The following is a 26,816-nucleotide window of genomic DNA, read 5'->3' on the forward strand; positions in this document are numbered from 1 at the left end:
CCCGAGGGACGCGCCGTCAGCTCAGCGCGCTCTCGACGTCCGACAGCTTCACCGCGTACAGCACGCGCTCCGGGATCGGGTCGGTGAGCGTCCAGACCTCGTCGGTCTCCGGTGAGTAGGAGAGGGAGACGGAGTGCCGCCCCCAGCAGGCGTACGACTTGAGGTCCGACTTGATGCCCGGTTTGTCTGCCGCGCACTGGGGGGCCTTCGCCCCGTCCTCGTCCTGCCGCCACAGGGTGCCCGGCTTGTCGAGGTCCTCGGAGGCCTGCCCGATGTACCAGTGCCCCTTGTGGGAGAGGACACCCCGGACACCGGCGGCCTCGGTCTCGTACGCCTCGGTGGCGACGACGTCGCTCATGCGCCCGGTGGCGGTGAGCAGGCCCGTGCGGTCGCCGGTGGTGTCGATGCCGTAGCGCCAGACCCGGGCGGGCTTCTCACGGCTCGGCGCGAACCACTCGGTCGCGACGATGCTGGGCGTCGCCGACGTCCGGTCGAGGGAGAGCGAACCGAAGCAGGGCACGCCGTCGTTGTCGCGTGCGTCACAGGTGCCGCCCGTGGCCGGGCTGTAGGAGGCGACCGCCGGCAGTGCGTACCGGTAGTGATGTGCCGACCAGCCGTCGCCGACCTTCCCGATCGCGTCGCTGTCGGTGACGTCGGCGCGGAGGAAGCGGGCCAGATCGAAGACGTAGAGGGAGTCGTCCTGCTGGCCCCTGCTCTTCGGTCCCCGCGCGGTGACGATCAGCTTGTCCTCGTACCAGGCCATGCCGCCGAGCCGGGAGCGCAGGGCGGTGAAGCCGTTGCCGTCGGCCCGCGGGACGACCAGCAGGACCCATCGGTAAGTGAGGCTGCCGGGGTCACCGGCGTCGACGAAGGCGACCCGGGCGAGGCCCTGGTCGTCGGTGCCGCGGCTGTTCGTACCGTCGCTGTCGGTACCGTCGGCGCCCGCATCGCCGCCGACCACGTCGCTCTCGACGCCGCTGTGGGTCCAGCCGGACACGATGACCTGGTTGTTCCGGGACGTGGCGACCGACCGGGGGACCCATGTCTCGTTGACGGCGTCGCCCGCCTCCCAGCAGTACGCTCGCGAGGCCGCAGGCTGGACGGGCAGACTGCCCTTCTCGGTGACGAAACAGTCACCCTCGTTCCGCATCACATGGTTCGCGCTCTGAAGCACCTCGTCGACACCGACTCCACCGCCCATCTCGTTGGTGAGGGTGTGCAGGGCGGTCGGGTCGGTCAGGGTCTCCCGCAGCTGAAGCGAGCGCAGTTCACGGGCCGAGGTGATCGAGGACAGTGCCCCCGGCGTCTCCCCACCCGCCGCCTGCGACGTACTGATCAGTGTGGCCGCGGCCGTGAGCGCCAGCGCGGTCCCCGCCAGGGAAGCGCGCAGCGCACGCCCTCTCCTGCGTCGACGGTGCCTACCGCGGTGCTTCATACAACCAACCTCCCGGGATGGCGCGGGCCAACTGCCGACCGGTTTCACGACCTTGACGGAGAGGCAGGTGGGGTGGCCTGGCAGCGATGCTACGTCAGTGAGCCACGTGTCATCCCGATGACTCGTGAATTACAGGGAGATCCCTCACTCTCCGGCCATGATCCGTTCACGTCCGTGATTCCCGTCTATGAACGCTCCTCGTGCCCCGACGCCCGCTCCTCCCAGGGCCGGCCGCCCGGCGAGGCCGCTCTCGCTCGTACCACCCCCGGCGCCACCGAGTGCGGGAGCAGGTCCAGCGGGCTTTCCGGGAGGAGGACTTCGACGTCGGCCCGTTCCGTGAAGCGATACGGGCGGTGGTCCAGGAAGGCGCCCAGGTAGCGGCGTACGCGGGACATCTCGGCGCGGATGGTGACCGTGCGGGCGGGGTCGCCGAACATGTCGTCGGCGAGGGCGGAGGCGCTGCGGCCGGAGCGGTGGAGGGCGAGGAGGTAGAGGAGTTCGGCGTGGCGGGGAGTGAGGTCATGGGTCCAGGAGCCGGCGTTGCCGGAGACGGTGACCGTCCAGCGGCGTGGGTGGGAGACGTCGAGCCTGATGTGGGTGGCGGTGGGCGTGGGTGCCGGGTCCGCGGCGGGGCGTATCAGCCAGCCGCCGGAGAGGGGGTCGACGCTGCACAGGCCCAGCGTGGGGAGCCAGCAGCGGCCGGGGGCGAGGGACTTGGGGAGGGCCAGACGGTTGGTGTACGGCATGCCGGTCACCGCTGCCGTCCAGCCGTCCTTGTCCACGGCGAGCGCGCGTCCGCCGAGGCGGGCCAGGACCGGGGCCGCCACCGCGCGCAGCTGTTCGAGCGAGGTGAGGTGGAGGTCGCGCAGATGGGCCTGGGCGAGTTTGGCGACCGAGTCGACCAGCGCCAGGGTGGAGGGGTGCAGCGTCTCCAGGGGGCCGCTGATGTCGATCGCGCCGAGGAGGCTGCCGTCCCGCGGGTCCGTGACGGGGGCGCCGGTGCAGGTCCAGGAGTGCAGGACGCGTACGAAGTGCTCGGCGGAGAAGACCTGTACGGGGCGGCGGGAGACGAGAGGTGTGCCGACGCCGTTGGTGCCGACCGTCTCCTCGCGCCAGTCCGCGCCGATGCCCAGGCCCTGGCCGTCGGCCTTGCGGAGCACGCCCGTACTGCCCTCCCGCCACAACACCCGGGCGTCGGCGTCCGCGACCATCATGATGTGCTGCGTGGTGTCCGCGAGGGAGAGCAGTCCTTCGCGCAGGACGGGAAGTACGTGGCGCAGTCGTGAGGTCTGGCGGCGGCGCTCCACCTCGTCCCGGCTGAGCAGGTCGGAACGGAAGTCGTGGTCGGGGTCGATGCCGCTGTGCAGCATGCGTTCCCAGGACTCCCGGATCGCCGGGCGCGGGGCGGATCTCGGACGCCGGTCGGCGAGGGCGGAGGCACGGACCTCGCCGAGCACCCGTGCCGCCCGGGCGGCGTCCGTGGCGGTGAGCCGCGTGACTTCCATCGGCGAGTGCGGCACTCGTTCCTCCCCGGCAGAACCGTCCCTTCCGGGCCCTCGACGGCCGTGGAAAGTCCGGATCCGCGTGACCGGCGTTGACTGCGGGTTTCCTAGTCTGCCGCTCTTCGGCCACGGAGGGACGCTCTTCGGCCACGGAGCGCAGACGAGTTGCAACCCCCTGCAACCCTGGCCAACTGCCCAGGGCTCCTTGAAACTTGTTCAACGCCGCTCAGCGCGGCGCATGCGCTCCGTACGCAGGGGCCAGGGCACGGGGGTGGTGCCGAGTCGGCGCAGCACCACTCCCGCGCCGCACCCACGCCCCCGCGCCGCGCCACCTTCAGTTCACCGGTCGTGCCCGCTCCACCACCGCCGCCAGGTCCAGACTGTGCGGCAGCGTGCCGAAGGTCGTGCCCCAGTCGCCGCCCAGGCGGGACGCGCAGAACGCGTCGGCCACCGCCGGGGGCGCGTACTGGACGACGAGGGCGCCCTGGAGGACGAGGGCGAGGCGTTCCACCAGACGACGGGCGTGGGCCTCGATGCCGTCCAGGTCCGCGAGGTCGGTCAGCAGGTTCTTGATCGCGCCGTCGAGGCGGTGGTCGGCGCCGCGGGCCTTGCCGACCTCCCGCAAGTACGCGTCGAACGCCTGGGGTTCACGCCGGAGGGCGCGCAGTACGTCGAGGGCCTGGACGTTTCCGGCACCCTCCCAGATCGAGTTGAGCGGCGACTCGCGCAGCAGCCGGGGCATGCCGGACTCCTCGACATAGCCGTTGCCGCCCAGGCACTCGGAGGCCTCGACCACCGTGGGTGTGCAGCGCTTGGTCACCCAGTACTTCGCGATCGGCACCGCCAGCCGCAAGAACGAGCGTTCGCTCTCCGCGTCCTCTCCCGCCGCCCCCACGCTGTCGTACGCCGCCGCCACCCGCATCGCCAGCGTCGTCGCCGCCTCCGACTCCACCGCGAGGTCGGCGAGAACGTTGCGCATCAGCGGCTTGTCGATCAGCTTCCCGCCGAACGCCTCGCGGTACGCGCAGTGATGCGTCGCCTGGGCCACCGCCTGCCGCATCAGACCGGCCGCGCCCAGCGCGCAGTCCACCCGGGTGGCGGCCACCATCTCGATGATCGTGCGCACCCCCCGGCCCTCGTCCCCGACCCGCCGCGCCCATGTCCCGTCGAACTCGACCTCGGCGGACGCGTTCGACCGGTTGCCCAGCTTGTCCTTGAGCCGCTGGATCCGGAACACGTTCCGGGTCCCGTCCGCCAGTACGCGCGGCACCAGGAAACACGTCAGGCTGTCTTCTCCCTCGGCAGGGGACGCCTGCGCCAGCACCAGAAACCCGTCCGACATCGGCGCCGAGCAGAACCACTTGTGCCCCGTCAGCGCATACGTGCCGTCCTCGGCGAGCGGCTGTGCCCGAGTCGTGTTGGCTCGTACGTCGCTGCCGCCCTGCTTCTCGGTCATGCCCATTCCGAAGAGCACCCCGGCCTTGCGGTCGGCGGGCCGCAGGTCCTGGTCGTACACGGTGGACGTCAGCCGCGGCTCCCACTCGGCGGCGAGCGCCGGGTCCGTGCGCAGGGCGGGTACGGCCGCGTGGGTCATCGACAGCGGGCAGCCGTTGCCTGCGTCGGTCTGGGTCCAGACGACGAAACCGGCCGCGCGCCGCACATGGCCGCCGGGCCGTGTCCAGGCCGCCGTCAGCCCGGCCGAGACACCCTTGCCGAGCAGCCGGTGCCAGGACGGATGGAACTCGACCTCGTCGATCCGGTTGCCGTGACGGTCGTGGGTGCGCAGCTTCGGAGGGTTCTCATCGGCCAGCCGGGCCCACTCCTGCACCTGCGCGGAGCCCGCCGAGCGGCCCAGCCCCGACAACTCCTCGCGCGCCTCGTCCCGCAGCTCCGGGTCCAGATGCCGGTCCAGGGCCTCGGCCAGCACCCGATCGGTACTGAAGACGTCGTAGCCCACCAGAGGCGGAACCTGATTGGTCACTTCGTGGGTGCTGCCTGCCATACGTGGAATCTAACTCCCGGCATCGCACGGGGCACCCGTATCGGGCAGGGCGGACGCCCGGCGCCGGACCGCACCCGGAAGGGATCGGCCCGGCGCCGGACCGCATCCAGAAGGCATCGGCCCAGGCGCCGGATCGCCCCCGACTCAGACCGGCGCCGCCAGCTCCCCCGTTCCCAGCTCGCCGGTGCCCAGCTCGCCCGCGCCCAGGAGCGCCTCCCCGTACTGCTCCGACGCCCACCCCGGCCGGTAGACGGTGTCGAGGTAACGCTCGCCGAGGTCGGGGGCCACGGCGACCGCCATGACATCGGGGGTGCCGTTGCGGTTCAGCCAGTCGACGGCGCCGCTGACGACCGTGCCGGTGGAGCCGCCGAACAGGAAGCCGCGCCGGGCCATGAGATGGCAGGCCCGTACGGTGTCGGCCTCCTCCACGCGTACGACGTCGTCCACGTACGACGGGTCGAGCAGCGGGGGTGTCACGCTGGTGCCGAGGCCCGGGATCATCCGGCGGCCCGGAACCCCGCCGAAGGCCACCGAGCCCGCGCTGTCCACCGCCACGATCAGCACCCGGCGCCGCCGTTCCCAGAACCACTGGGCGCAGCCCATCAGCGTCCCCGAGGTGCCGACCCCCACGAACAGCACGTCGAGACGCGGGAACTGCCGGGCGATGGCGGGCGCGGTGGTGCGGTAGTGCGCCCGCCAGTTGGCCTGGTTGGTGTACTGGTCCAGCCACACATACCGCTCGTCGGCGGCGCACAGCGCGCGGACGTACGCGATCCGGGCGCCCAGGAAGCCGCCGATCGGGTCCGGCTCGGTGATGACGTGCACCCGGCTGTCCAGCGCCTCCATCAGCCGCTTGGTCGCCGGATTGCAGCGGGCGTCGGTCACGCACAGAAACCGGTAGCCCCGGCTCGCCGCGATCATGCTCAGCGCGACGCCCAGGTTCCCGGACGAGGACTCGACAAGGGTCGAGCCCGGCCTGAGCCGCCCGTCCCGTTCGGCGGCCCGCACCATCTCGGTCGCGGCCTTGAGCTTGATCGAGCCGGCGAAGTTGAAGCCCTCGCACTTCAGGAAGAGCTTGTGGCCGACGACCTGGCGCAGATCGACGTACAGCTCCTCCTCGTTGAAGTCCGTGGGAACGGATATGACTGGCACTGCGGCCCCCCTGGTTGTGCAATGTCGTGCGGCTGCGTCCGGCCGGTCAGCCGTACCGGCGCAGCTCGTGGAAGAAGTCGTCCACGATCCGCAGCCCGCCCCCGCGGGCCACCTCGTCGTGGACATAACCGCCGACCGCGAGGTCGAGGACCCCGAGGCCGAAGGGCGAGAAGACCACCGGACGGTCCGCCGGCACGGTCGCCCGGCCGATGAGCACGTCGTGGAGCGTTCCGTCGAGGAAGTCCCGTCCGCCGGTGAGCTGTTCGGCCAGATGCGGCGACGTCGCGGCCTTCAGACAGTGCTCGACGTCGTCGACGAAGTTCGCCGACGCCAGCAGCACCTCGGGCGCGAGATCGCGCAGCGACACATGCAGCACCAGCGGGTTGTGCGCGAACCACTTCGGCTCGTGGACATGCGGCTCCGCCGCGATCGTCGCGAAGACCAGCAGGTCGCTCGCCCGGATCACGTCCTCGGCGGTGTCGTACACCGTCACCCGCCCGCTCGCCTCGGACCGCTCCAGGTACCCCCGGAACCCGGCCGCGCTGTCGGCGGACAGGTCGTGCAGCCCGATCTCCTCGAACGACCAGCCGGTCGCGGCGAGGAAGGTGTGGATGTAGCGGGCGATCAGGCCCGTGCCGAGGAAGCCGACGCGGGTCGGGCGGGCACAGGACGGCGAACGGCCCGCGCTCAGCCGGTCCGCCGCCAGCGCCGCAGACGCCGCCGTCCGTGTCGCGCTGATGACCGAGGCCTCCAGGCACGCGAACGGATAGCCGGTGGTGTGGTCGTTGAGGATCAGCACGGCGGAGGCGCGGGGGAGCCCGCTCGCCGTGTTCTCCGGGAAGCTGGAGATCCACTTCAGGCCGTCCACCTGGAACTTCCCGCCCAGCGAGGCGGGCAGCGCGATGATCCGCGACGACGGACGGTCCGGGAAGCGGAGGAAGTACGACGGCGGGTTGACGGTGTCGCCCGTGTCACCGGCGCCGTGCAACAGATAGGCGGACTCGACCAGTTCGACGATCTCCCGTTCCCGGCCCCTGAGGGCCTGCCGCACCTGGGCGCCGGAGATCACGGCGAAACCCGGAACCTCGGTCATACGAAGCTCACCTCGTCCTTCGTGTCGGAGTCCTTGCCGTCGGAGTTCTTCACACCGGAGTTCCTCGCGCCGGAGCTCTTCGTGTCCGAGCTCTTCGCGCCGCTGCTCAGCCGGACCGGATCGGCCAGGCCCACCAGCACCTCGCGCGCCCCCTCGAAGGGCTCACGGCTGTGCGCGCAGCGGATGTTGTCGACGAGCATCAGGTCACCGGGCCGCCACGGCTCGCGGACCGTGTGGGCCTCGTAGACCTCGTTGAGCGCCTGGACGACGTCCTCGCCGATGGGGTCGCCGTCGCCGTAACGGGTGTTGAAGGGCAGCCCGTCGGGGCCGTACAGGTCCACCAGGTACTCGCGCACCTCGGGGTCCATGGTCCACTCGCTCAGGAACGCGATCTGGTTGAACCAGCAGCGGCGGCCGGTCACCGGATGGCGCAGTACGGCGGAGCGCCGCTGCCGGGTGCGCAGGGAGCCGTCCGGCTGCCACGCGAAGTCGACGGCGTGCGCCCGGCAGTACGCCTCGACGACGGTCCGGTCGTCGGTGCCGAAGGCCTCGGCGACCGACGCGCCGATCTCCTCGTTGTACGAGCGGGTCAGCAGCCAGCCGTCCCGCTCGAACCGCTTGGTCAACGCGGGCGGCAGCGCGGCGAGTACGGCCTCGGCGTCGGCGACCCCCGTCGCCCCGCCCTCCTCGGCGGCCCGCAGACAGGCGAAGAGCATCAGGCCGGGGAACTCCACCGCGTAGCTCAGTTCGTGATGTGTGCACATCGGTTGGCTCGACGGCCACGCCGTCGAGGAGTACACGCCGTCCGCGTATGTCCGCCGGGGTGCGAAGGCTTCCCTCTCGCTCATCAGCTTGTCGGTCAACTGCCGGAAGACCGCGCCGACTTGGTTCGCGTCACGCAGACCGAGCCCCCGTACGAGGACCGCGCCGTGCTCGGCGACGACCAGCCGCAGGGTGTCCCGGTGTTCCGCCGCCCAGTGGACCGGATCGGTGCCGGGGGAGACGGGCAGCAGCGCGGGCCTGGCGGGGGAGAGGTCCAGGTCCGGCAGCGGCAGAGGAGCCGGGGAGGCCTCCGGGGCCTTGCGGCGGCGGTTCGCGAAGCCGCGGCGGCTGAGGAAGCTCATGACGACGTCCTCCGTTCGTCGATCAGCCCCGCCAGATCGGAGAGCACCGGATGCCGGGCCACGTCCTTGAGGGACACCGCCCGGTCCAGGGCGACGGCGAGCTTCACCGCCGACAGCGAGGTGCCGCCCCGGTCGAAGAAGTGGTCGTGGCGGCCGATCCGCTCCCGTGACACCCCGAGGACGGCGGCCCACGCCACGGCCAGCCGCTCCTCGGTCGGTGTGACCGGCGATGCCCCCGACTCCCCGTCCACGGCGTCGAGCCGCTCGGCCAGCGCGGTGAGCGCCCGCCGGTCGGTCTTGCCGTTGGCGGTCAGCGGCAGGCTCTCGCGCCAGTGGAACACCGACGGCACCATGTACGCCGGCAGCGAGGCGGCCAGCCGGTCCCGCAGCACGTCACCGGAGAGCGGCCGACCGGAGTGGAAGGCCACCAGATGGGTGCCCTCGGCGACCACGACCGCGGCGTCGCGTACGCCCTCCACCCGCAGCAGCGCGTTCTCCACCTCGCCGATCTCGATCCGGAAGCCCCGCACCTTGACCTGGGTGTCCCGGCGGCCCAGGAACTCCAGCTTGCCGTCGGGCCGCCAGCGCCCCCGGTCACCGCTGCGGTAGAGCCGTTCGCCGGGCCGGTACGGGTCGGTGGTGAACGCCTGCCGGGTGCGCTCGGGATCGTTGACGTACCCCCGGCCGACGCACACCCCGGAGAAGACGATCTCCCCCGGGGCGCCGAGCGGCACGAGGGAGAGGTGTTCGTCGACGACGTACACGCGGACGTTGCCGACCGGCCGGCCGAGCGGTACCCGGTCCCCCTCCGGAGCCCGGTGCATCACCTCGTGGTTGGTGTCGTCCGAGGTCTCCGTCAGCCCGTAGGCGTTGACCAGCGGAATCGCCGGCTCGATGGCGAACCAGCGCTCGACCGGCTCCCGCTTCAGCGCCTCCCCGGTGACGGACACCCGGCGCAGATCGGGCAGTGCGCGCGGGCGCTGTTCGAGGTGGGCGAGGACCGCTTCGAGATACGACGGCACCACCTGGAGGACGTTCACCCGGCCGTCCGCGATCCGGTCGACGAACCGCTCGACGTCCAGGATCACCTCCTGCTCCACAAGGAGGGTCCGGCCGCCGGCGAGGGGTCCGGCCAGCAGCTGCCACAGGGAGATGTCGAAGCACTGCGGCGCGGTCTGCGCGACCACGTCCCCCTCGCCGATGCCGAGGTCGTCGAGCTTGGCGTGGATGTGGTTGACCATCCCGGCGTGCTCGCACATCGCGCCCTTGGGCTCGCCCGTCGAACCGGAGGTGAAGTAGATGTACGCGAGCCGGTCCGGCCCGATCTCCATGCCGAGGTCGGAGTCGGGGTGCGCCTCGTCGTACGCGGCCCGGACGAGCAGCCGCTGTACGCCGCTCAGCCCGGACAGGGCCTCGTCGAGCGTGGCGGTGCTGCCCTCCTCGGTGAGCACCAGCTCGCATCCGGCGCGGCTGAGGGTGCGGGCGATGCGCTCGGCCGGGAAGTGCGGCTCGATGGGCAGATACACCCCGCCGGCCTTGAACACCGCGAGGACGGCTGCCATCCAGTCCAGGTTCCGCTCGGTCACGACCGCTACGACGCCCTCGCGGCCGAGGCCCCGCACCAGCAGGGCCCGGCTGAGCTGGTTGGCGCGGGAGTTGAGTTCGCGGTACGTCCACCGCCGGTCCCCGTGCACGGCCGCGACCGCGTCCGGATGGGCCACGACCCGCTGCTCGAACAGCTCATGCACGCGACGGTCGGGCAGTTCGCGGTACGGCCCCGCCAACCCGTCGAGCTGGAACCGGAGTTCGTCGTCGGACAACAGGCTCTGCCGCCCGTACTCGGCGTCCGGGTCGACGGCGAGCGCGGTGAGCGCGGTGACGTGGTACCCGGCGACGCGGGCGGCGCCGCTCTTGTCCAACACGTCGGTGCGGTACCGCAGCCGCAGCGCGGGCCCGTCGTCGCGGTACACCAGCCCGACCCGCAGGACCACGTCCTCGTCGAGGTCGCCGTCCGCCCCGGTCGTGTCGAGCACGGTCTCGAACGGCGGCTCGTCCAGGCCGAGTTCGCGCCGCAGGGCGTCGACCGGGAAGTCGGCGTACGCCAGCGCGTCCGAGGTGACGCGCTGCGCCCGCGCCAGCAGGTCCCGCCAGGTGTCGCCGGGCGCGGTCGTGATCCGGCACGGCAGCAGCCGTCCGTCCTCCGACCAGCCGGTGGTGACCTCGCGCTCACCCGACAGCGCGGCGAGCACCTTCGCATGCGCCGCGAGCAGCACCCGCGCACCGTCAGGGGCCGTCGACAGCCCGCCCGGCAGCGCCACTTCGTAGGCGGCGACCCCCTTCACCGGATCGGCGCTCCACCGGGGTATCCCGGTCCGCCCCCCGGCGGTCAGCACCCCGTGCCAGAACGTGCGGGCAGCGGTGCCCGTCTCCCACTGATCCATCGTCTCCCCCCGATTCACCGTTCTCCGGTGGTCTCCGTCGCCGGGTTCCCGCCCCACCGCGCGTGCGGCGGCATCTCCTCGCCCTTCATCAGGAAGGAGTCGGGAGCCAGCTCGGCGCCGTCACCCATGGCCACGCCGTAGTGGACGAGCGCCCCGACGCCGAGCGTGCAGCCCGCGCCGATCGTGATGTGGTCGGACTTGAAGGTGCCGTCCTCCTGCGAATGGGCCTGGATCTTGCTGCCCGCGCCCAGCGTGCAGTCGTCCCCGATCGCCGTCAGCGTCCGCTCGGTGATGTACACCCCGTCGTCGAGGACCCGCCGGCCGATCCGCACCCCCATCAGCCGCCAGACGACGTTCTTGTACGGGGTGCCGTTCAGGATGTTCAGGTATGTGTCCGAGAGCTTCCACAGCCGTTCCTGCCGCCAGAAGACCGGGTCGTAGATGGAGCACAGCTGCGGCTGAAGCGGCCGGAACCGGGTCAGGCACCGCTCCACCAGCACGAAGTACGCCACCGAGAACACCAGCGAGGCCGGCGGAACCGCGGCGAGCGCGAGCAGTCCGACGCCGTCGTGGTGGCCGTACAGGTCATAGGCCGCGAAGCCGAGCACGGTGAGCCCGAAGGTGTGCAGCCAGCGCAGGAACAGGAACAGCCCCATCGACCGCAGGTTGTAACGGTTCTTCGCGGACAGTCGCCGGCGCAGCTCCTCACCCTCGCGCAGATGGTCGAAGCGGGTGTCACGCTCCACCGAGCGGGGGATCTCGAACGGCGGCGAGCCGAGCAGCCCGACCCCTTCACGGATCTCCCCGTCCAGTGGGACCAGCACCTTCGTCGCCAGCAGACAGTTCTCGCCGGTCCGGCCGCCGACCGGGTAGGCGATGAAGTTGCCGAGGAAGTTGCGCCCGCCGATCGCCGTCCGGGACACCCGGAACGACGTACCGGAGTACTCGGCGTTCATGATCGACAGCCCGTCCGCGACCATCGTGCCGCTGCCGACCCGGGCCAGGAACGGCGTCTCGTGCCGCACACTCGTACCGAAGTTGGACCCGGTCTGCTCGACGCGGCCGAGGTCGTACCCGAGGGGCCTGAGGTACGGGACGATGTACGAGCTGTCGCCGCACAGCCACGTGAAGAACTTGATGTTGGTCAGCCGGGCGATCGCGCGGTGCACCGAGTAGTGGAAGCCGTACAGCGGATACGTCCGGTCCGGCCGGACCAGCGGACGCAGCAGCCGGGGCACGCCCAGCACGGCGACGGCGCCGACGACGATCGTGCCGAGGAACAGGGCCAGCGACAGCACCAGCGCCTCGACGTAGAAGCGCGCCGAGGTGATGTGCCGCGACGCGGGGTCGAGCAGCACCTCCAGCTCCGGCGCGGCGGTGAGCAGCAGATACGCGCCGCCGATGGACAGCGGCACGTACAGCAGGAACGCCTGGACCAGGGTGGCGAGCCCGTACCCCGCCCGCCGGAGCCCGCCGCACCGGGCGGGGCCGACGCGTACATGGTCGACGTCCGTGCGCCGGGCCGGGGAGCCGTGCCAGCTCTGCGCCGACGGGACCGTGTCGCCGGTGCGCAGAGCGGAGGCGTGGCCGAGCTGGGAGCCGTCGCCCATGGCGGTGCCGATGTCGAGCACGGTGTGCTCACCGACGAACACCTCCCGGCCGAGGGTGACGGGACCGGTCCGAATCCGCCCGGCGCGCGCCCGGTAGCACAGGAAGTAGGAGTCCTTGCGGATCACCGTGCCCGCGCCGATCGTCAGCAGATCGGTGCAGACCGGCACATGACGGCTCAGGATCGTCACACCCGGGCCGATCCGGGCGCCCAGTGCCCGCAGGTACAGCACGTACAGCGGGTTGCCGACGAACAGGACCATCGGGCTGGTGCGCAGCAGCGCCTTGACGGCCCAGAACCGCAGATACGCCGGGCCCCACACCGGGAAGTCCACGGGCTTCCACCGCCCGACCAGCAGCCACTTGGCGACCACCGGCAGCGCGCACAGCGCGACCAGGCCGAGCCCGCCGAAGACCACCGACCGCAGATAGACCTCGACGACGCCGGAGCCGTCCGCGATCCACTCGTACCCCCGTGCGGAGACGGACGCGACCAGCAGGCAGTACCCGGCGAAGAGGAGCAGCTGCAGCGCCCCGCACAGCATGTACCGGGGTGTGCTGCCCGGTGCCGGCGGCTCGGCGGGCACCGGTGGGGCGGCCGGCGGCGCGGGTGCCTCGGCCAGCGCGGCGGCGAGACCGCGGAGCGTGGGGTGGCCGTAGACGTCCCGTATCGACACCGAGGGCAGATCGGGGTGCTTCCTGACCCGGGCGCAGAAATGGGCCATCGTCAGGGAGTTCGCGCCCAGATCGTCGAAGAAGTGACTGTCGACGGGCACATGTTCGATATGCGCGACGTCGCCCAGAACTTCGGCGAGCAGTCGCTCGGTGGCGGTGTACGATTCCGCCGCGTCCGGCTCGGCCCCCTGGACCTCACCTGGTTTTTCCGCCATGTGTCGTGGCGCTGGCAATGTCATTTGATTTCTCCGCGACGGTATTGCGATGGAGGGCGCCCGGGGGTGAACGGGACGGCGCGCGGAATGACGGAAGGAGAGAGGGGATGGAGAGCGGTGACGGGTGTGGCGGAATTGGTCATGCCTGGTCGGAGCCTGGCGAATCCCCCGATGGACGCTGTGCCCGAGCCTGGTCCAGGTGGGTGCAGCGGAATGCAATCCGGATTCTTTCGGTACATTCACGACCAGGTCAAGTGAGGTCGGGTAATTGACGCTTTCCCATCTCTTTTCGGATCTCTTCCGACCTATCGGACCTCGTCCGCCGCCCGGCTTCAACGGGGAACTTTCCAAAGGGTGGGTGCAAACGCGATCGGACGTTCCGCTTTCGGTCGTCGAATGATTCGGCCAGCACGTCCATGACAGAAAAGGCGATTCGGAATCACCTTTGATTTCTGCTGGGTTTCCCTTTGTTTTCTGTCCCGTGGCGCGACCGGAGGGAGGTGTGCGCACACGCGGCCCCTGCCGGGGTGAGCGGCACCGGGAGGTGAGGAGGTCGCGCGCAGACGGATACCTTTAGGGCGTGCAGCCAGCAAGTCAGTCACCCCGACAACCCGAGAGCCCCCAGGGGCGCCTCCACCGCGCGCGTGCCCTCTACCGGAACGTCTCCAAGCGCAGGACCGCCTGGCTGCTTCTGAAGGACACCGTCAACTCCTGCATCGAGTACCGCATCCTGGGCCTGGCCGCCGAGGCGGCGTTCTTCACCCTGCTCTCCGTGCCCCCGCTGCTGCTCAGCCTCATCGGCCTGCTCGGCTACGTCGACGACTGGACCGGCGCCGACACCATCGCCAGCCTGGAGACCAACCTCCTGGAGGCCTCCCGCACCGTCCTGTCCGACAAGGGCGTCGAGGAGATCGCGCAGCCCATCCTGGACGACGTCATGAAGGGCGGCCGGCCCGACGTCATCTCGATAGGCTTCCTGTTCGCCCTCTGGTCCGGCTCCCGCGCGGTGAACGTCTTCATCGACACCATCACCGTCATGTACGGCCTTGATGGCGTCCGCGGCATCGTCAAGACCCGGCTGATGGCCTTCCTGCTCTTCATCGTGGCCCTGCTCATCGGCTCGGTGGCCCTGCCGCTGATGGTCGCGGGCCCCGACGCGGTCGTCCGGATCGTCCCCTGGTCGGCGACCGTCGTCCAGGTCCTGTACTGGCCGGTCGTGATCGTTCTGTCGATCGTCTTCCTGACGACGCTGTACCACGTGTCAGTGCCGGTCCGCTCACCGTGGGTGGAGGACGTACCGGGTGCTCTCGTCGCCCTGGGCATGTGGGTGCTGGGCAGCTTCCTGCTGCGCATCTACCTCACCAGCACGGTCGAGGGAGCGACGATCTACGGCTCCCTGGCGGCAGCCGTGGCCGTCCTGCTGTGGATCGGTGTCTCCGCCTTCGCGGTGCTGGTCGGCGCCGCCGTCAACGCCGCCATCGACCGTGTCTGGCCGGCCGCCGCCACCGCCGCCGCCCGCGCCGCCAACGAACGCCTCCGCGAGGAACAGGCCGCCGAGTACGTGGCCCGAGCAGCCGCCGCCCGCTCCCACGACCCGGAAGACCCGGACATGCCCTCCGAGTTCCCGGAGAGATGGTCCCGCTTCCTGCCGCCGGAGGATGTGACGTCGAGGCTGCGGCCACCGGTGAAGAAGGGGGACGAGTAGCGCGCCCGAAAGGAGTCGGTGCCCGGCGGCCATGGGCGTAGCCTCGTCGATGTGTACGTCGAAAGGGCTTCGCGGCTGGCCGGCGCGGTGGTGTGGACCAATGCGCCGGCCGGGGCCGGTACGGGGCTGGTGTTGCCCGACGGGTGCATGGACCTGCTCTGGAACGACGGGCGGTTGCTGGTAGCCGGGCCCGATACCCAGGCGTACGTCACCGGAGGCGCCCCCACCCGCTGGGCCGGTGTTCGGTTCTTCCCCGGTACCGCGCCCGCCTTCCTGGGCGTCCCCGCGCACGAGCTGCGTGACCGGCGGGTCGAGCTGGCCGACCTGTGGCCCGCGGCGGAAGTGCGGCGACTCACCGCCCGGGTGAACGCGGCCGTCGACCCGGCGAGCGGCCTCGAAGAAGTGGCCCTGGAACGGGCCGCCGCGGCCGACGGCCCCGACCCGCTGCTACGACGGATCGTCGCCGCGCTCGGCGCGGGGCGGCCGGTGGCGGCGACCGCCGATGCACTCGGGCTCGGCGCCCGGCAGCTGCACCGCAGGTCGCTCGTCGCGTTCGGGTACGGGCCCAAGACGCTCGCCCGGGTACTGCGGCTGCAGCGGGCGCTCGCCCTGGCCCGGGACGGCGTGCCGTACGCCGAGACCGCCGCCCGGGCCGGGTACGCCGACCAGGCCCATCTGGCGCGTGACGTACGGGAGTTGGCGGGACTGCCGCTCGGGAAGCTACTCGACGGCGGACGGTAGCGGGGCGAAGAGGTCCACCCCGTTGCCGTCGGGGTCGAGGACGACGGCGTACCGCTGCCCCCACACCGCGTCCCACGGCTTCAGCTCGCCCTGGTACCCGGCGGCGACCAACTCCTCGTACACCGCGTCGACTTCGGCGGGGCCGTCGCACAGCAGCGCCAGCCCGGCGCCGCCGCCCTTCCCCCGCACGTACTGGGGGTGGAAGGAACGCACGGTCTCCTCGGTGTCGAGCAGCAGCCGCAGCCCGCCCGGCAGCTCGGCCTCGGCGTGCGGCAGGTTCTCGGCGCCCTCGGGGAAGGCGAAGCCGAGGCGACGGTAGAAGGTGACAGAGGCGGCCATGTCCGAGGCCACCAGGCCGATCGCATCGAGTCGTGGAGTCATACGGCCACCGTAGGCGGGCAGGGGAGGACCGGTCTTGAAGGAATCGGACACGGCCGCGTCAGCCGTACCACCGAGCCCGCCGTATTGCCGAGACCGCCGTGAGCAGGGGTTCCGCACGGGCCCCTCGGGGCCTCCCACGAAAGGGACCCTTTGCCTCACCTGTGGAACATCTGTGCGGCAGGATGTAAGGCATGCTCCGTACCGCACGCGTTCTGCTTCCTCTGGTTCCTCTGGCGTTGCTGCCGTTGCTGCTCACGGCCTGCGGGACCGAGAAGGTCGTGGTCGCGGGGCGTGAAGACCTGGGAGCCGCCCCCGACCGGGCCGAACTCCACGCCCAGGCGAAGGAGTTGGGCTTCGCGCCCGGGCTGGTCTACGTCACCGAGGCCCCCGGTTTCACGCTCGCCCGGCAGTCGGTCGGCGTCTACGGCGACGACGGCTTCTCCGCCGCCTACTGGTCCCGGAAGAACAGCGCCCAGCTGCTGCTCCTCGTCGACCGGGGCACGATGACCGCCGAGAGCTGCCCCGAGCAGCCGCTCGGACAGGGCACGGGCGAACCGGTCACCTGTGAGCGCGACGGGGACGCCTGGTACCGCACGTCGGCGGGGCAGCACGAGTACGCCGTGCCGGAGAAGGGCCATGTCGTCCGGGTCAGCGCCGTCACCACGATGGTCGACCGCGCCGCCCTGCGCGCCGCCGCCCTGGCCGCCCACCGCCCGACGGACGCCGAACTGGCCTACCTCCTCCCACCCCGGCACCACGACAAGTTCCCGCCTCCCCACGACGGCAAGGTCCCGCCCCCGCGCGACGGAATGCCGATCGAACGCGGCGACCTGCCACCGGTCGGCGACGGGGCCCCGAACAATGAGGTGGGCGCGTCGGGCTGAGCAGGGGTTTCACATCCGCTCCGAAATTTTCGGTCCTTGGGATCGGGCAGGCTCCGCAAATAGGCTCGGATCATGCCATCGCACCGCATCCTCGTGTACTCCCGCACGACCGCCTACCGCCACGACTCCATCCCGGCCGCCGTCGCCGCCGTACGCACCCTCGGCTTCGACGTCGACGCCACCGAGGACCCGGCGGCCTTCGAGTCCCCCCTCGACCCGTACGCGGCGGTCGTCTTCCTCTCCACCAGCGGCGAGGTGCTCACCGACGCCGGGCGCGCCCGGCTGCGGGCGTACGTGGAGGAGGGCGGCGGTTTCGCCGGAGTGCACGCGGCGGCCTGCACCGAGTACGAGTGGCCGTACTACGGCGAACTGCTGGGCGCCCGTTTCGCCCGTCACCCCGAGTACCAGCCGGGCAAGGCGGTCGTCGAGGACCGGGACCATCCGGCGATGCGGCATCTGCCGCCCGTCTGGGAGTTCGCGGACGAGTGGTACGACTTCCGCGCCAACCCCCGTGGCGCGGTACGCGTGCTCGCCTGCGCCGACGAATCCTCGTACGAGGGCGGCGGGATGGGCGCCGACCACCCCCTGGTGTGGTGCAAGGAGCAGGGTGCGGGCCGGGTCTTCTACACCGCCCTCGGGCACGCGGCCGAGGCGTACGAGGACCCGGACTTCCTGGCGCACCTGCGCGGAGGCATCACCTGGACGACCGGGTCCTAGTACGGCGCTCGCCGTGTACCGCTAGGAGGCGCCGCCCGGCTGCTGTGGGCCGAACGCCGTCATGAAGCGGTCGCGGAACTTGTCCATCCGCCAGACCGGGGTGTCGTCGGCGGGCTTGAGGCCGTCCGCCCAGCCCCAGTCGGAGATCCTGTCCAGGACCTCGGGGTCCTGGGCGACGATCGAGACCGGCACATCGTGGACGGGGTTGTCGCCGGTGACCGTCTTGTTGGGCTGGTGGTCGCCGAGGAAGATCAGGACGGTGTCCTTCGAACCGTACTTCGCGACGAAGTCGACCAGGCTGGTCACCGAGTACTGGATGGACTTGCGGTACTCGTCACGGACGTCCAGGGGGTCCTTCCAGACCTCCTTGGGGTCCTTGCCCTCCGCCTTCTGGAGGGAGTGGTAGACCGAACCGTCGCCGATCCGGTCCTCGGGGATCGTGCTCGGGATGGGCGCCCACGGGTTGTGGCTGGAGGTCAGGATGATCTCCGCCATCATCGGCCCCCGGTCCTTCTTGCCGTGCTCCAGCTCCTCGAAGGCCTTCAGGGTGTACTGGTCGGGCATGGTCGACCAGCTGAACTTCGGGCCCTGGTAGCCGAGTTGATCGGAATCGTAGATGTGGTCCAGGCCGAAGAACCTGCCCTCCGGCCAGGCCTTCTGGGTGCCCGGCACGATCCCGACCGTGCGCCATGCCCCGGTACGGCGGAACGCCTCGGTGAGGGTGAGACGGTCGCTCGCGACGAGGTTGGCGTACCGCGACTGGTTCTTGATCCACAGGCCGGACAGGAACGTGGAGTGACCGAGCCAGCTGCCGGCGCCCGTGATGGGGGAGCGCAGCCAACCGCTCTGCGCCGCGTACCCGGCCTTCTTCAGCTCTTCCGTCTTCTGCGCGAGGGTCTCGCCCAGCGGCTCACCCATCCGCGGGTCGTCGATCGCGGAACGGCCGTAGCTCTCGATGAACGTGATCAGTACGTCCTTGCCGCGCAGCCCCGTCAGCAGCTGGTCGGGCGGTACGTCGGCGAACGCGTCGACCGCCGCCTGCTTCTCGAAGGCCTCCCCGTCCTTCAGCCCGTCGTTCACCGCCTCGATCCGGTTCTCCACGAGGGTCGCCGCGCTGTGCGAGGCGAGCGGTACGCCGGCGATCTCCAGGGTCAGGGTCGAGCAGGTTATCCACGCGGTGCCGAGGACGAGGAGGGTACGGCTCGCCGTGTGCCGGTTGCGCACCATCAGCCGGGTGATCCGTACGACCGCCCATGTCATGAGCACCGGCAACGCCAGCACCAGCGCGACGACCCCGACCGTCGCGGCCTGCGCGACCGCACCGCCGAGCGAGTTCTTCATGAACGACTGCGCGTCGTCCAGCAGAATCCAGTCCAGCACCAGGTCGAACGGCCGGTCCAGGGTCCAGTACGACCCCATGTCCAGCACTTTGACGATCATCAGCAGCCCGAGCACCACGCCCACGACCCCCGCCGCCACCCGCCGCGCCCGCACCGGCAATGCCAGCAACAGGGCCGCGACGAGGATCCCTTCCGCCGGGATCCGCAGAAACCGGCCGAACTCGAAGTTCGTGATGTCATTCGGCGCGAGCAACGCGAACACGACGAGCACGACGGCGAGCCCGCTGACACTCCGGGCGACCACCCGCGCGGCTCTGGGGTGCTTGGCGCGCCAGCCGGAGGGGGTGGCCGGGGATCGCTCGGGTTCGGCTTCGGGGCCGGACTCCGCCCCGGCCCTGGACCCGGCTTCGTGCTTGCCCTCGGGTTCGGGTTCGGGTCCGTTCCCGGCCTCGGCCTCGGCCTCGGCTTCGAGCCCGGGGCGGGATTCCACCTCGTTCCCGCCTCCGGGGGCGGGAACCGGCTCGGATCCCGCCCCGGTCGCGCGCTCGCCCCCGCGCCCGCCGCCCCCGCGCCGCTCAGGCTCCGTTTCCGACTTGGCCTCGGCCTCCGGCTGGGTGGTTCCCTTCGGTTCGGTCTTTGGCTTGGCGGTCTGCTTGGTCTCGGTCTCCGGCTCGGTGGTCCGCTTCGGCTTGATCTTTGGCTTGGCGGTCTGCTTGGTCTCGGCCTCCGGCTTGGCGGTTCCCTCCGGCTCGGCGGTCCGCTTGGACTCCTGTCCCGGCTCCGGTTCTCGCTCCGGCCCCTCGCCCTCCGCCTTCTCGGCAGCCGGGGCCCTGCTCGCGCCCCCGGCCTTCCCGGCCGTCTCCTCCTGCGAGGCCGCACCGGGCTCGGTCTCTTCCGGGGGCTCCTCTTCGCGTGTCGGCTCCGGAGGGGCGGCGTCCTCGGGGGCGGTGTCGTCATCCGGTGCCTTGGCCGGTCCCGGAAGCTGCGGAGAGCGTGTGTGCGACAACCCGAAGGTCCTTCCCTGTGGAGCATGTGGAGCTCGGTGCTACTGGTGGCGCGGCAGACAGGCACCGGGACGGCAGGACCACCGCCCCAGCCGTACGGCCATCACTACGCGTACGGTCCCACGACGCCCACCGTTCACCCGAACCCGGGTCCCTCGCAACCACGTGACCGAACCGCAACACCCCAGGTGCCCCACCGCTTCGACCCGAGCACAACTCCCCGGCGCCAAGCGACAGAAGCCCGGCCCGGCGCCCGGCAACCCACCCGCTCAAGCCGAGCCCAGCGCCCAACGACCCACCCGCTCAAGCCGAACCCGGGCCCGCAACCCACCCGCTCAAGCCGAACCCGGGCCCGCAACCCACCCGCTCAAGCCGAGCGCAGCGCCCCCGTGCTGCCGCGTTCCACCAGCCGCGTCGACAACTCCGTGCGGGTGCCCTCCGGTTGGTCGCCGTCCATCATGCGTACGAGCAGACGCAGCGCGGTGGAGGCCATCTCGGAGAGCGGCTGGCGGACGGTGGTGAGGCCCGGTGTCGCCCAACGGGCCTCCGGGAGGTCGTCGAAACCGACGACGCTGACGTCGCCCGGAACCCTGAGCCCCCGCGCGGCCAGCGCCTCGTACACACCGAGCGCCATCTTGTCCGAGCAGACGAAGACGGCGGTGGGCGGCTCGGGCAGATCGAGGAGTTGGAGCATACGGCGGTGCGCCGTGGTCTCCATGAAGTTGCCGTAGCGGACGTACTCCGGCCGGTACGGGATGCCCGCGGCCGTGAGCGCCGAGCGGTAACCCGCGACCCGGGCGCTGCTGCACATCTTGCGCCGGTACCCGGCGATCACCGCGATCCGCTCGTGTCCGAGCCCCAGCAGATGCTCGGTGGCGGTCAGCCCGCCCTGCCAGTTGGCGGCGCCCACCGAAACCACGCCCGGCGGCGGTTCGAGCACCGGGTCGATCAGTACGAACGGGATACGGTGCTGGGCGAGCCAGGAGTACTGGGCGGGGGACAGTTCGGCCAGGTTGAACAGCACACCCGCCGAGCCACGGGTGGTGAGCTTGTCGAACCAGCCGCGCTCGGGCCGGGCACCCCGCGTCCGGGTGAGCCCGGCCGAGACGACGACCTCCAGACCGGCGTCGTGCGCGGCCTGCTCGACGCCGTGCAGGACCGCGCCGGACCAGGAACTCTCCAGCGAGTGCACCACCAGGTCCACCATGCGCGGTGGCTTCGACGCCTCGAACCTCGGTCTGCGGACATAGCCGAGCCGGTCCAGGGCCTCGGTGACCCGGCGTCTGGTCTCGGGGGCCACGTCCTCCCGGCCGTTGACCACCTTCGAGGCCGTGGGCACGGACACCCCGGCCTCGCGCGCCACCACCGCCAGCGTCGGCCCGGCCGTCGCGCTCCCGCCACGCACCATCGCGACTCCACCTCTCAGGCCCCGTCCCGAGGGCCGGTGAAATTTTCGAACAGCGTCGCTTGCCGGGCGGGTACATAAACCCCGTAGCAAGCGCTCTCTACGTTAAGGCCAACTCCACACGGCGGGAAGAAGCGGGAAATCAAAGGACCGCTCAAGCCAAAACTTTCGAAACCTCGAACAGCGAAGGCGGGCTCGGTTCGGGGACGGGGGAGTGGGCGGGTGCGGGCCCGTCACTTCTCCTCGCACACCAGCCGGAAGCCCCCGAAGTCCGCGGTAAACGTGGCGTTGACGAGGTCCTGGGCGTGGATACCGGCGAAGGCACCGGTGAAGCGAAGTCTGGTGCCGTAGTCGTCGGAGAGACGGGTGAAGTCCAGGACCGGTCCAATGGGGGTGCGGTGGCCGTCCCGGAGGTACCAGAACCGCGCGTCGGGGCCGTCGACGGTCGCCCCCAGGGTGACCGGCTGCCCCGGCTCGACCTCGACCACGGCCACCTGCCGGGCCCCGGCTTCGTCGCTTTCGACCAGGCTGAGTACCGTGCGGCCCTCGCCCCGCCACTGCTGCCCGCGCTGCGGCTCGCCCTCTGGTTCGGCCCAGGTCAGGTCGAGTGTGAGATAGGACGCGGTGTTGTACCAGAGGACCAGCCCGGCGGCCTCGCTGAAGGAGCGGGGGCGGGCCTCGACCGTCACCTCCACCTCCGCCCGGTGCTCGGTGAGCCGCTGGGCCAGCAGGCTCTGGTCCCACAGCGACTCGGGCCCCTGCCGCCCACGCAACCGGATCCAGCCGGGGCGCACGGCGGTGTCGGCCCAGGAGGCGTCCACCTCGGCGCGCAGGCTGCTCCACGGCCAGGACAGCGCGCCCTCGCTCTCGACAGGCGCCGGCGCCGTGTCCGTGACCGGCGCCGCCCCCGTGACCGTCGGCACCTCCACCTCGACCATCGGATGCCACCCCCCATGCCGCAGCCGGGGCCAGCCATCCGCGTCCCAGACGACCGCCTGGACCGCCGTCTCCCGGCCCAGCGGGCACCGCATGCCGTGCTCGGTGTGCAGGGGGCGGGCGGTGAGATGGCTCAAGTACCAGTCGCCGTCCGGGGTTTGGACCAGTTCGGCGTGGCCGGCCTTCTGCAACGGCACCTTCGGGTCGTCGCGTGTCGTCAGCAGCGGCAGGTCGTCCAACTCGTACGGGCCGGTGAGGGAGCGGCTGCGCGCCACCCGCACCCCGTGCTCGAAGCCGGTACCGCCCTCGGCCAGCACCAGGTAGAACCAGCCGTCGCGGACCAGCAGTTTCGGGCCCTCGATCAACCTGTCGTGCTGGAGCAGGAGATGGGTCTCGCCGATCGGGCGCAGGGTGGAACGGTCCAACTCGGTCATGACGATGCCGTCGAACCGCTCGCCGCCCGGCCGGTGGTCGCTCTGCATGTTGAGCAGCCAGAGCCGGCCCTCGTGGTGGAAGAGGGCGGGGTCGAAGCCATGGCTCGCGACCCGGCGAGGAGCGGTCCAGTCGCCGTCCGCCTCGGTGGCCGTCGAGACGTGGACGTCGAGGTCGAAGTGGCGGGTGCCGACCGACCGTACGATCGCGTAGACCACCCAGAAGCGTTCACCGTCCCAGCTCAGCGACGGGGCCCAGATGCCGGCCGAGTCGGGGACGCCGGCCAGCGAGTCGCCCGGGACCGCGCCGCGGACATGGCCGGCGTACTCCCAGGTCGCCAGATCCCTGGAACGGTACAAGGGGATCGTCGGGAACCACTCGAACGAGCTGGTCGCGACGTAGTACCAGTCGCCGACGCGGATCAGCGAGGGGTCCGGGGCGAAGCCCCGGACGACCGGGTTGCGGGCGACGGTCACGAACGAACTCCCAGGGTTCCCGGTGCTTCCAGGACGACGGTCACTTCAAGGCATTCCACGGCTGCCACCGCTGGGCACTCCACTTCCGTGGTCACTTCAGGGCTCCCAGCGTGACGCCGGTGCGCCAGTAGCGACGCATGGCGGTCATCATGATCGCCAGGGGGACGATGGAGAGCAGGGCGCCGGTCAGGACGAGACTGGTGACGTCGATGCCGGATTCCAGCGTCTTGCCGGTCCAGTTGTACAGGCCGATGTTGAGGGTCCAGTTCTCCTCGCCGCGCAGCACGGTCAGCGGGAGGAAGAAGGCGTTCCAGGTGTTGACGAAGGCCAGCAGGAACACCGTCGCACCGCCCGTGGTCATCATCCGCAGCACGATGCTGAAGAAGATCCGCAGCTCACCGGCGCCGTCGATGCGCGCCGCCTCCAGCAGCTCGAACGGGATCGTCGCCTCGGTGTAGACCTTCGCCAGGTACACGCTGAACGGGTTGATCAGGCAGGGGATCAGCATCGCCCAGGGGGTGTCGACCAGGCCGATCTCCGAGAACATCAGATACAGCGGCAGGGTGAGCAGGGCGATCGGGATCAGGAAGGAGCCCACCACGGCCGCGAAGACCACGCCCCGGCCGGGGAAGTCGAAGCGGGCCAGGCCGTAGCCGGTCGCGAGGGCGACCAGCGTGCCGCCGAGGGAGCCGACACCGGCGTACAGGAACGAGTTGGCGGTCCAGCGCAGGAAGATGCCGTCCTCGTACGTGAACAGCTGGTGCAGGTTGTCCCAGAGGTGCATGCCCGAGAACCACATGCCGTTGGTCTGATACAGCCCGACCCTGTCCTTGGTGGCGGCGACGATCAGCCACCACACGGGGAAGAGGCTGTAGACGCTGGCCAGGATCAGTCCGAGCAGGATGAACCGCTGGCCGCCGCGCCCGCGCGAGGCGCTGTCCGCGCGGGTGATGCGCCGTACGGGAGGAACCCCGGACTTCCCGGATTTCTTGGGCGAGTCGGTGGTCGTCGTGGTGGTGGCCATCAGTCGACCTCCTTCGAGGTCAGCCGGTAGAAGATGAAGGAGGCGACGCCGAGGATCAGGGCGAGGAGCACCGACAGGGCGGCGGCGTAGTGGTAGTTGCCCGCGTTGAACGCCTGGTTGTAGATGATCATGATCGGGGTGAAGCTGTCGTCCACGGTCTGCGGGGTGACTCTCCGGAACAGTGCCGGCTCGTTGAAGATCTGCAGCATCTGGATGATCGACAGCAGACCGGTCAGGACCAGCGCCCCGCGCACGAACGGGATCTTGATGTTCAGTGCGATCCGGGCCTCGGAGGCGCCGTCGAGGCGGGCGGCCTCGAACAGTTCCCGGGGCACGCCCTGGAGCGCCGAGTAGATGATCACCATGTTGTAGCCGATGCCGTGCCAGGTCAGCAGATTGCCGATGGACGGCCACACCATCGACGGCGCGAAGAAGTTCCAGTCGAACCCGAAGAACTCACCGAGGGGGGTCAGCGGGCCCACCTCGGGGCTGTACAGATTGATCCACACGATCGCCGCGACGACGCCCGGGATCATGTACGGCACCAGCAGCACGATGCGGAACCGGTTCGCCGCCTTCGAGGTGAGCGCGTCCAGCAACAGTGCCAGGACGAGGCTGACCAGCAGCATGAACGGGATCTGCACGCAGGCGAACAGCACCACCCGCAGGATCGACCCCATGAACGCGGAGTCGGTCAGCCCGTTCTGGTAGTTCTCGAGCCCGCTGAACTCCCGGGTCGCGCCGCCGAGACCGAGCCCGGACTGCTTCTCCTGGAACAGCGACTCGTAGACGGCGTACCCGATGGGCAGCAGATAGAGGAAGACGAAGCCGAGCTGGAAGGGCACCGTGAACGCGGCACCCTTCCAGCGCAGGGAGCGAATCATGGGGAGTTGCCTCAGCCCTCGACGTTGATGCCGCGGGACTTCAGGTCCTTGACCGTCCACTCCTGCATGTGCGCGAGCAGGTCGGTGACCTTCAGTTCCTTGCTGACGACCTTGCCCCACTGGCTCTGCAGCTCGGTGAACATCGCGGTCCAGTTCGGGCCGAAGACCCAGTCGTCGGTGACGGTGCCGAGGCTGTCCGTGACGATCTTCTTGCCCGGCTCGTAGTTGTCACCGAGCAGCTTCTCGGAGATCGCCTCGGCGACGTAGGAGTCGCTGTCGGCCAGACCCGGCATCACACCGCTGCCGGTCTCCGGGCTCGCCATCGACTTCACCGCGCCGGTGTCCGTGGACAGCCACAGCGCCGCCTCGGCCGCCTGCTTCTTGTACTTGCACTGCTCGGTGACCAGGTTCATGCCACCGCTCTGGTTGGTGCCGGCCGGGGTCTTGGCCGCCTCGCCCTTGTACGTCGGCCACGGCGACAGCGCCCACTTGCCGAAGGAGTCGGTGAAGTTCTGCACCATGCCGGACATCTGCCAGGTGGAGATCTGCCGGGTGGCGGTGCCGCCCTTGTCGTAGTTGCGCTGGACGGCCGCGTAGTCGGCGAAGGACAGCTTGGAGTTCAGGTCGTTGTCGATGATCTCCTGGATCACCTTGGCGGCCTTGAGGGTGCCCTCGTCCTGGAAGTTCACCTTCCAGGAGTCGCCGTCGATCGCGTACCAGTGGGCCCCGGCCTGCATGGCCAGCACCTCCAGGGTGCTCGGGTCCTCACCGGCGTAGTTGGTGATGTGGATGCCGTGCTTCTTCAGCACCTTGCCCGCCGCGATGAAGTCGTCCCAGGTCGCGGGCGCCTTCAGGCCGTACTTCTTGAAGATGTCGGTGCGGTAGATCGTGAACGCGGGCGCCGAGCTGGTGGGCACGCCGTAGACCTTGCCCTGCACCTGGACACCCGCCCAGGCGCCGGCGTTGAACTTGTCCTTGCTCGACCCGACGTACTCGGTGATGTCGGCGAGCGCGCCCTGCGAGACCCACGTGGTCACGTACTCGGCGGTGTTCTGCACCAGACAGGGCGCGTTGCCCGCCTTGACCGCGTTGCTGAGCTGCTTCTGCATGGTCAGCTGGTCGGTGACCTTGGTGTACTTGAGCTGGACGTCCTTGTGGGAGGCGTTGAACATCTTGACCAGGTTCTCCTGGCCGTTGGCCCAGCCCCAGAAGGGGAGGGTGACCGGACCGGAGGCAGAGGAGTCGCCTCCGTCACCGGAGTCCGAGCCGCCGCACGCGGTGAGCAGGCCTGTGAGCGCCATACCCGCGACGGCAATGCGGGCGAACCTTCTCCGGGGGCTGTTGGAGTTCATCGACGGTCATCCTTCGAGACAGAGACGAGCGCGGAAGCGGGGGAGGGCGAGGGGCGGCTCGGTGGGGCGACGGCGAGCGAGGCGGACCGTCAGCTCGCGTCTCGGACCCCTGCGTAAGGCGTAGTAAACGGTTGCTATGAAACGTAGGTGGCCTGATCGGCTCACGCAAGGGTACGAAGGGAAATTGTTACGCGGGCTTGTCCATGGGGTTGCCGGGAGATGCGGCTCGCGGTGGTCGGCGACTGTTGCGGGCGTGCAGGTCAGAGGGGTGTCGAGAGGTGGGGAGGC

Annotated in this window: 19 protein-coding genes; 4 read left to right on the forward strand and 15 right to left on the reverse strand. The window is 70.4% G+C overall.

Features of this window, described 5'->3' with window-relative positions:
- Window positions 1-16 precede the first annotated feature (16 nt).
- The 8 genes from STRIP9103_RS11415 to STRIP9103_RS11450 all read right to left on the reverse strand — a co-directional run bounded on the left by STRIP9103_RS11415 (window position 17) and on the right by STRIP9103_RS11450 (window position 13,247).
- Window positions 17-1,435: a hypothetical protein gene (locus STRIP9103_RS11415; RefSeq protein WP_009308323.1), complete on the reverse strand. Its 1,419-nt coding sequence runs from the start codon at window positions 1,433-1,435 to the stop codon at window positions 17-19.
- Window positions 1,436-1,620: 185 nt separating this feature from the next.
- Complete coding sequence (locus STRIP9103_RS11420; protein ID WP_048820094.1) at window positions 1,621-2,940, reverse strand: helix-turn-helix domain-containing protein; 1,320 nt, start codon at window positions 2,938-2,940, stop codon at window positions 1,621-1,623.
- 331 nt (window positions 2,941-3,271) lie between these two features.
- The gene (locus STRIP9103_RS11425) at window positions 3,272-4,939 is read right to left on the reverse strand and encodes an acyl-CoA dehydrogenase family protein (RefSeq protein ID WP_009308264.1); all 1,668 of its coding nucleotides are present in this window, start codon (window positions 4,937-4,939) and stop codon (window positions 3,272-3,274) included.
- 144 nt (window positions 4,940-5,083) lie between these two features.
- Complete coding sequence (gene sbnA / locus STRIP9103_RS11430; RefSeq protein WP_009308266.1) at window positions 5,084-6,091, reverse strand: 2,3-diaminopropionate biosynthesis protein SbnA; 1,008 nt, start codon at window positions 6,089-6,091, stop codon at window positions 5,084-5,086.
- A 46-nt stretch (window positions 6,092-6,137) separates the two neighbouring features.
- Window positions 6,138-7,184 carry a 2,3-diaminopropionate biosynthesis protein SbnB gene (gene sbnB, locus STRIP9103_RS11435; RefSeq protein WP_009308328.1) on the reverse strand — a complete coding sequence of 349 codons (1,047 nt, stop codon included), beginning with the start codon at window positions 7,182-7,184 and terminating at the stop codon, window positions 6,138-6,140.
- On the reverse strand, window positions 7,181-8,308 hold the full coding sequence (locus STRIP9103_RS11440; RefSeq protein ID WP_009308349.1) for a TauD/TfdA family dioxygenase: 1,128 nt from the start codon (window positions 8,306-8,308) through the stop codon (window positions 7,181-7,183). Before STRIP9103_RS11440 ends, sbnB begins: the two co-directional genes overlap by 4 nt.
- Window positions 8,305-10,749, reverse strand: coding sequence for a non-ribosomal peptide synthetase (locus STRIP9103_RS11445; RefSeq protein WP_009308340.1), 2,445 nt, complete (start codon window positions 10,747-10,749; stop codon window positions 8,305-8,307). Before STRIP9103_RS11445 ends, STRIP9103_RS11440 begins: the two co-directional genes overlap by 4 nt.
- 14 nt (window positions 10,750-10,763) lie before the next feature.
- Window positions 10,764-13,247 carry a Pls/PosA family non-ribosomal peptide synthetase gene (locus tag STRIP9103_RS11450; RefSeq protein ID WP_048820095.1) on the reverse strand — a complete coding sequence of 828 codons (2,484 nt, stop codon included), beginning with the start codon at window positions 13,245-13,247 and terminating at the stop codon, window positions 10,764-10,766.
- Window positions 13,248-13,827: 580 nt separating this feature from the next.
- Here STRIP9103_RS11450 and STRIP9103_RS11455 point away from each other — a divergent pair.
- Both STRIP9103_RS11455 and STRIP9103_RS11460 read left to right on the forward strand, forming a co-directional pair.
- Window positions 13,828-14,952 (forward strand): YihY/virulence factor BrkB family protein, encoded by a 1,125-nt coding sequence (locus STRIP9103_RS11455; RefSeq protein ID WP_009308290.1) that lies wholly within the window; start codon window positions 13,828-13,830, stop codon window positions 14,950-14,952.
- A gap of 51 nt (window positions 14,953-15,003) precedes the next feature.
- The gene (locus tag STRIP9103_RS11460; protein WP_048820102.1) at window positions 15,004-15,693 is read left to right on the forward strand and encodes a helix-turn-helix domain-containing protein; all 690 of its coding nucleotides are present in this window, start codon (window positions 15,004-15,006) and stop codon (window positions 15,691-15,693) included.
- On the opposite strand, the gene STRIP9103_RS11465 is transcribed toward STRIP9103_RS11460, so the two are convergent.
- The gene (locus STRIP9103_RS11465; protein ID WP_078613864.1) at window positions 15,673-16,074 is read right to left on the reverse strand and encodes a VOC family protein; all 402 of its coding nucleotides are present in this window, start codon (window positions 16,072-16,074) and stop codon (window positions 15,673-15,675) included. The two genes, STRIP9103_RS11460 and STRIP9103_RS11465, sit on opposite strands and share 21 nt — an antisense overlap.
- A 191-nt stretch (window positions 16,075-16,265) precedes the next feature.
- Here STRIP9103_RS11465 and STRIP9103_RS11470 point away from each other — a divergent pair, with 191 nt between their 5' ends.
- Entirely contained in the window at window positions 16,266-16,958 is a 693-nt protein-coding gene (locus STRIP9103_RS11470; RefSeq protein ID WP_009308252.1) for a hypothetical protein, read from the forward strand.
- Between the two features lie 72 nt (window positions 16,959-17,030).
- Complete coding sequence (locus tag STRIP9103_RS11475; RefSeq protein WP_009308303.1) at window positions 17,031-17,675, forward strand: ThuA domain-containing protein; 645 nt, start codon at window positions 17,031-17,033, stop codon at window positions 17,673-17,675.
- Window positions 17,676-17,696: 21 nt separating this feature from the next.
- Here STRIP9103_RS11475 and STRIP9103_RS11480 read toward each other — a convergent pair whose 3' ends face one another.
- From STRIP9103_RS11480 to STRIP9103_RS11505, 6 genes are all read right to left on the reverse strand, one after another.
- Window positions 17,697-20,021 carry a hypothetical protein gene (locus tag STRIP9103_RS11480; RefSeq protein WP_009308321.1) on the reverse strand — a complete coding sequence of 775 codons (2,325 nt, stop codon included), beginning with the start codon at window positions 20,019-20,021 and terminating at the stop codon, window positions 17,697-17,699.
- Between the two features lie 365 nt (window positions 20,022-20,386).
- Window positions 20,387-21,427 (reverse strand): LacI family DNA-binding transcriptional regulator, encoded by a 1,041-nt coding sequence (locus STRIP9103_RS11485; protein ID WP_009308280.1) that lies wholly within the window; start codon window positions 21,425-21,427, stop codon window positions 20,387-20,389.
- 230 nt (window positions 21,428-21,657) lie between these two features.
- Window positions 21,658-23,268: a family 43 glycosylhydrolase gene (locus tag STRIP9103_RS11490; RefSeq protein ID WP_009308268.1), complete on the reverse strand. Its 1,611-nt coding sequence runs from the start codon at window positions 23,266-23,268 to the stop codon at window positions 21,658-21,660.
- 91 nt (window positions 23,269-23,359) lie between these two features.
- A complete protein-coding gene (locus STRIP9103_RS11495; RefSeq protein WP_009308316.1) occupies window positions 23,360-24,292 on the reverse strand; it encodes a carbohydrate ABC transporter permease in 933 nt (310 codons plus the stop codon).
- Window positions 24,292-25,176 carry a carbohydrate ABC transporter permease gene (locus STRIP9103_RS11500; protein ID WP_009308274.1) on the reverse strand — a complete coding sequence of 295 codons (885 nt, stop codon included), beginning with the start codon at window positions 25,174-25,176 and terminating at the stop codon, window positions 24,292-24,294. The genes STRIP9103_RS11495 and STRIP9103_RS11500 overlap by 1 nt, the downstream gene beginning before the upstream one ends.
- Before the next feature lie 11 nt (window positions 25,177-25,187).
- The gene (locus STRIP9103_RS11505) at window positions 25,188-26,528 is read right to left on the reverse strand and encodes an ABC transporter substrate-binding protein (protein WP_009308269.1); all 1,341 of its coding nucleotides are present in this window, start codon (window positions 26,526-26,528) and stop codon (window positions 25,188-25,190) included.
- Window positions 26,529-26,816 lie beyond the last annotated feature (288 nt).

It is taken from the genome of Streptomyces ipomoeae 91-03 (assembly GCF_000317595.1).
GTDB lineage: Bacteria > Actinomycetota > Actinomycetes > Streptomycetales > Streptomycetaceae > Streptomyces > Streptomyces ipomoeae.